The organism is Candidatus Burkholderia verschuerenii (assembly GCF_001189365.1).
Classification (GTDB): domain Bacteria; phylum Pseudomonadota; class Gammaproteobacteria; order Burkholderiales; family Burkholderiaceae; genus Caballeronia; species Caballeronia verschuerenii.
In genome coordinates this window covers 1-6,200 of the sequence record NZ_LFJJ01000262.1, presented here as the reverse complement: position 1 = coordinate 6,200, position 6,200 = coordinate 1, and the positions used below count along the sequence as shown (strand labels likewise).

5 protein-coding genes are annotated in these 6,200 nt (G+C 54.7%); 1 reads left to right on the top strand and 4 read right to left on the bottom strand.

Annotated elements, in window-relative coordinates:
* Positions 1-1,514: ATP-dependent nuclease (locus BVER_RS26960; protein ID WP_083452389.1), on the bottom strand; the 1,514-nt coding region annotated here is incomplete at its 3' end.
* Between the two features lie 1,538 nt (positions 1,515-3,052).
* On the opposite strand from BVER_RS26960, the gene BVER_RS26950 reads away from it, so the two are divergent.
* Positions 3,053-3,394: a hypothetical protein gene (locus BVER_RS26950; RefSeq protein WP_232316839.1), complete on the top strand. Its 342-nt coding sequence runs from the start codon at positions 3,053-3,055 to the stop codon at positions 3,392-3,394.
* 215 nt (positions 3,395-3,609) lie between these two features.
* Here the strand turns inward: BVER_RS26950 and BVER_RS26945 are convergent, their stop codons facing one another.
* The 3 genes from BVER_RS26945 to BVER_RS34695 all read right to left on the bottom strand — a co-directional run.
* Entirely contained in the window at positions 3,610-3,897 is a 288-nt protein-coding gene (locus BVER_RS26945; protein WP_157056257.1) for a hypothetical protein, read from the bottom strand.
* 448 nt (positions 3,898-4,345) lie between these two features.
* A complete protein-coding gene (locus BVER_RS26935) occupies positions 4,346-5,284 on the bottom strand; it encodes a replication initiation protein (protein ID WP_232316840.1) in 939 nt (312 codons plus the stop codon).
* A gap of 486 nt (positions 5,285-5,770) precedes the next feature.
* Positions 5,771-6,200, bottom strand: a 430-nt coding sequence (locus BVER_RS34695) for a hypothetical protein (protein ID WP_232316838.1), incomplete at its 5' end; no start/stop codon positions are given.

Here is a 6,200-nt window from a genome sequence, read left to right as displayed (position 1 = left end):
TGCTCGGCCCGCTTGGGTACGTGTCGCCGGCGGAGGCAGAGGAAGCGTACAATCGGAATCCGGTGCTTTCCGCTCGCGCGGCGTAGCGCCAAACTCGGCGGTCTCCGACAAAGCCGGGGCGGTTCAGACAGACAGATCTCAAAGGTTGTGCGCCGGTTGGAATCAGTGTCTGCGAAGATCTTGGCATGCGGCATCATGTGCTCTGCGTAGTTTTCGACGCAGTTCTTCTGGTAGTCGCCGTCGTTGTCGCGAATGACCGCAGTGCGCACACCTAGCAGCTTGGCGAGGTCTAGGTAGCGTTTGAAGCTCGTACCACCCACCGAGATGACGTGAACACCGTCCTTCTTCAACGTCGATCCTGAGTGCTTTTGGTAGAGTGCATCCAGGAGGATAAACTCAGCGTCTCCCTCTACGAGGATTACCTTCCTCGACAGCGCGAACTCAAGTACGTTGTTATCAGGCGCCTTCATGAAGAACTTCGCCGTGTCGGATGGGAGCTTGTTGAGGCGGGCTTGCTTACCTCGCTGACCAAGCAGGGTGGCTTTGCGCAAGTCAAGTCGAGAGGAAATCAAACTGCTGTGAGTCGCGATGAAAAGTTGCTTGTTCGCCGACTGGGCGATTCGCTCGATGAGTTTGTGCATCGTCGCGTGGCTCAGATGGTTCTCCGGCTCCTCTAGGAGGAGGACGTCCAGCCGACTTTCGCCTCCCTTTTTTATTAGCGCGAACTCGGTCTTGATGAAGCACTGTCGCCCCTTGCCCTTGCTCTCGATTGGGATCTCATTCTCGGTGATGACCAAGTCAGACTCCAGGTTGGCCTTAGCGCCGATACGCACGCCGAATTTGTAGCCCACCAGCTTGTCGTTCAGTTCCTTCAATCGGCCGATCTTGAATTCGCCCTTGCTTTGCCGATATGCGTTCTCGAGCCGGCTACGATTCCCGAGGTCCGCGTGCATTGTAAATATCGAGCGGGTGTATTCCCGCGCTGCATACTCGCTGTCGATTTTGGAACTATCGATTGCTAGGTGCCGGACGTGCCTCTTGACGCTGGAATACGCTTCACCCGCAAACGTATAGAACTGGACTCCGTAGTATTCGAAGGGGAAGTTGGTCGGATCTTCCTTCAGTGCTTCCGCAATATCCTTGCTGAAGTCGAGGATAGGCTCAAACGTCATTCGCAGCCCGTCACGCTCGAGATCTTTCGAGTTATTCGCTCCGTTCAAGCCGGGCTTTTTTTCGGCCGAGAGGTAGACTTCAACGAACAATTTCGGTAGACGATCTACGGTACATGGCCCTGACTGAAACGCCTTGACAGCGTCACCATTTAGTAGCGTCTCGATTCCAATGGTTTCGACTTTGCTGCGACTTCCGCTCATCACGAGTTCTAGCGCCAGCAGCACTGAGCTTTTCCCCGCTTCGTTGTCCCCAATGAGGAGGTTAAGCTCCGAATCAAACTCGAGCTCCAAGCTGTCGAACTTCTTGAAGTTCGACAGCACCAGTCTTTCAATCGTTGGCATCTTCACTCTCAGTCTGTCGCTTAGGCACACTGGCCGACCTTGAGGGCGGCACTCTCGGGTCGAGCTCCTCAATCAAACCCAATTTTATGCGAGCCGCTCCCCTCGCGATAGGCCTGCCGTCGGGGCCCCAGAATGCGTCATGGAAGAGCGGCAGGCCAGCCAACCTGTGGTCGTTAGCGAATGAAAAATGAGCACGCTGGTGGCGGCGGTCTTCGAATCTTCGCTTTGAGTGACCGCTGGCACTGTGACGAAATTTTTCAAAGCGGCGTCGGCGAATGACTGCAGTGGTTCATGAGTGTGAGTTCGCCGACGCAGGCCTTTTGTGTCCTGCCGCGCGACACCGCCAACGTCGGCAATCCTTTAGGCAGCTGACGTTGAATGTAATCGGCTTCAATGTCCGCCCCGAAGTGCTGCGCTCGAGACGACGGCTTGAATGACCGGGCCGCTCCATTACCCGCCTTTGGACCTAGGATGACGCGACCGTCAGCTCAGGGTCGTACTGGACCTTTCGAAGCGCTCCACACCGGCCATTCGGAGTCGCGAGCCGCCGCGTTAATCGGATAGGATAACTGATTCTTGATGACGCGCGTAACGTACCCAGAAGTCTGCGAGGTATCGCTGCCCGCCAAACTGGATGTACCCGGGATGCAGAAGGCGATCACGGCAGGGTCCGCCTCGAGCAGCGCCCACTGATCGAGCAGGGCTCGCCAATAAAACGTCAAGCGACGCTCCACCTTCGGGCTGAAGGCTTCGACCCGGTTCGCGCCACGTGGGCGTGCAAGCGCTACCGGCTCCTGCATGTGCAGGGAATTCCCCATAAGATCAATACATTACGGACAAGATTGAAGTCTAAGACGCAAATTGACGAATTTAATGCGGACTCATGCGAATTGACGATTTTATTTCGTTGGGAGTAGAAATAGGACTGTCAACGCAGCATTTGAACTCCCCACGCCCCACGGAATCTGTGTTGACAGATTAATTTGCCCTACGATAACGGCACAGCGCCAAAAAATTAATGCCGCTGCAGCACATACATCTACCAACAATATGGAGAAGTAATGCAAGTCAAGCCGATCGCTGCGCGACAATCAGGATGAGAATATGGTGGCGGGGAAAGTGATGCCGGGGTTGATTGACGCCGGCTAGCTTTGCCTGGGAGGCGCGCGTCAAATCAGGATGAGCAACGGGTCATTCGGTAAGGTCGATGCCGTGCTGATGCTCCTGTGTCGGTGGCACGCCAACGTTCTTTGGTGTCGTCTACTGGCTTCGCGATTGCTCGATTCAGTGCGCCGCGCCAGTACGTGTGTCGGCTAGACGATTCTGGTGGTCCCACATTCGGGAACCAAACCGCAAGATATTGTGTGAAAAAAATTTGAATTTTGAGGGACCACTATACGTCCTCCCGGGCCTCGGGTAAAGTAATCGCCCGGCAATCCTCGATATTGTCCACTCGCACACTCCAACCGACGCGATCATGATCAAGTGCACTCTTTTCTCCAAAACCCTCGGGCACCTCGCTCACGAATTCAACGTTGGTGAAGCGCAAGCAATTGTTCTTTCTGATGCGAAAAAAAATCAAAGCATTAATGGAAGGCAACGACGCCTATTACTACAACGCCCCTAAGGTGAAAATGTACCGTGAGCTGCTCAAACAGGGGCGGTTTGAGGTGTCGCTGGTCGCGCCACGCGAAGGTGATCTCTATTGGATCGAAGGCTTTCATCATGTCAACGCCGCGATTGAGGAAGGAATGACGCTTGTGCCTATCGGGACTTCTGTATCCCTTGCCCCGCAACTCAAGGCGCTTGTTGGTGCGGCCCACCAGAGTGCGGACCCCAGCACGTACGATTTCTCAGAGTGCGCAGCTACCGTCTTTTGACGTTTGATCCGGACCGGTGAGTGGAGAACGCCGTTAAGTTAGCCTGAATGCAGGCCGAGAATCGCCGCAAAATCCTGATCGGGATAGATTTCGGTGCCCGTTTGTACATGCTATTTAACCGAGCGAATACGTTCGCTCGCAGACATGCGATTTTGATAACCCTAGAAGGTTAAAAAAAGGCCGCCGGCCTTGTCGTTTGGCTTGCAGACGTTAAGTCACCCGTAGTGCTTCACAAGCAGTCCACTGCCAATCAATCCCGCGAGCGCGGCGATTCCCACAACCACAGGGGCGCCCGGCACCAGCACGGCTGCCGCCAGTCCTACCGAAGCGCCGCCACTGAGCGTCGAGGCAAACTTCGTCAGGCCGTCGGCAGCGTGCCGCTGCGATACGGGCGCAGCACGGACCCGCGGCGCGGTCGATCCATGCTTCAGGTGCTTGCGCATCACTGCGTGCGCCTTCTGGGCGCTAGCTACCGGCTTTTTCCGGCGCGCGATGGTGGGCATCGTCGACTCCATTCGTAAATGCCGCGTCCTGGATCTTGTAGGCCGAAAAAACAATGACGGCCATTAGTACGCATGTGAATGCTAACATGAGCGGGGGTGGTTTCCAGTCGGCATTTTCTCCGCGTGCGACCATTGCCGCAGCGAGCACGAATCCGCAGATTCCGGCGACAACGAAGCAAGCCCACACGACTACGGTATGCTGACCGTAGATTATAGTGTTTTCGCCCTTGATCCCCGCCTGCACGGCCAAAATGGCGCCCCCGTACAGCCAGCCAGCCCATCGAATCGAAAGCCTCTTTCCAAGCCCACGTTACGCGTCGCGCCTTCGGCGTAACGAGCCATTTGGCAGCACCAAGTGCGCCATAAACAAGTGTCGCGCCGAAAAGTGGGAGAAGGACTTCCAGCAGAAGCCATTTAATCGGAGGACTCATCGAGTGGGCCGCCTTGGTCATTGTTTGAACTCTTGCCCGCAGATATCCAGCTTCCCATGCTCACTCAAAAGCTTACGCGCTTCACTGACGGGGATGCCAAATGCGGTAACGCTTGAGAGCAGGTCTAGATCGTCTTCTTGGGTAATCTCAGGCTTCTTCTTCGCATTTATTGTCAACTGCACTTCCGTTACCGTACGGCCTGTCTTGAACTCATGGTAGGTGATCTCATGGTCCGCAATGCGGTTGATCTCTTCCAGTGCTGGCAGCAGCACGCGACTCTTGAATGTCTTGTACTGCGCGTACGAACCACTCGCCCAGTCCAAACCGAGCGGAAAATCACGAAGGGTGTCAACGCTCATTTTTGGGGTACGGCCTATCCCCTCATAGCGCACAACGTTCTCCCATAACGTCAGGGCGTGTCCCCGTTTGAACTCGCGAGCTATGCGCATATCAATGCTCGCGTAAATGCGCGGGTTCATGAGAATCTCGCGCATGTTGTCCGAAAATTGATAACGGAGAGTTGATCCCGAAATCTTGGCGCCAGCGACCAGACCGCTCGCGTTCCACTCGCGGGAGTCAGACAAATGGTCCCAGTTAACCACGAAGCCGACCAGCGAATTGATGGTGGACTTCACGTAGTCTCGATTCTTGGAATTGAGCCCTACGTCATTGATTAACTGTCCAACCGGATATTCGAACCATACGCGTTCACCTTGCTTGTTCTGTTCGATCGCGTTCTTGATCAGCGCGTTGAACATTTTTGCCTGCTGAAGCGAAATAGGACCCGACTGCGGTGCAATATGGACTGCGGGAACGGCCTTCCTGAACGGCTCGGGCAACTCCGGCACCTGGAAAAGCGCGATTTGCGTCGGTTCGCTCGCAGTTTCTTTAGTTTTTGTCACCATAAGGCCTAGGCAATTTGAAGCGTGGGTAACGATACACTGTACGACGTTCACCTTCAAGGCTGCCCCGTGCTGATGATCGTTCCCTTGGAACCATAGATGTGCACCTATTTGACGAGCAGCTCTCTTGGCCAAAAAAGTTCCAGTAAATCAAGGGGACAGGTATGGTCAGACGAAGTCAAATCTCAAAGGATAGAACCATTCGGATGCACCTGTTGCACTGAAAGCTCACAGAAAAGTGGCCCTTTCGATCGCCTGAGAACCATTGGCATGCACCTAACTCCCACTTCGACGGCCAGTGTCGAAAAAACGACGGGTCTTTACCCATAGCCGTTCACCTTAAAGAAGCTGGATGCCTTGATGTAACGCTTTTCTGGCGTTTCGAGGACGGCCGCAGTCCGATTTTCACAGAAGAAACGCCGAAACCTTCTCCGACGCGATGGTCAATCCGAGCGAACCATAGCCGTTCACTTCGTCCCCATATGCATTGACCTCTCGTCTCGTACCAGCGACGTGCACCGTCTGCCCATGTGCATTGACCTACTGAACCACAGACGTTGACCTTTCACCCCATCCGCGTTCACCTTTGGCGCTGAAAACCCTTACCGAATAAGGCATTGAGCGTCCGTAAACGTAGGAAAAGTTATTAAAGCTGTTCTTGTAAACACTTAAACTACAGCCGCAATTTCGACAAAAAGAGCGATTTGAACCACAACCGTTGACCTGTCCGCAGTCGACAGCTTCACCAGCAGTGAACAGGATCACATCTGGGAGCCAACCGCGATTTCTCACCATGGAGTGGGGTGCATCGACCAAGTGATGAACTATAGGCGTTCGCCTGCTAACAGTTGTGTGCGTCAAGTTGTGCAGAAATCGGATGCCGGTGGTTTCAGTTGATCCTTCTGTGCGACGTGCGGCGCGAAGGGCGTAGCCCGCAGCGCCGAACGCCGCGCGGCCGCTATGCAGCAGC

Excerpts from the sequence above, each read along its gene's own strand:
- BVER_RS26945 (WP_157056257.1), bottom strand. The coding sequence starts at position 3,897 with ATGCCCACCATCGCGCGCCGGAAAAAGCCGGTAGCTAGCGCCCAGAAG.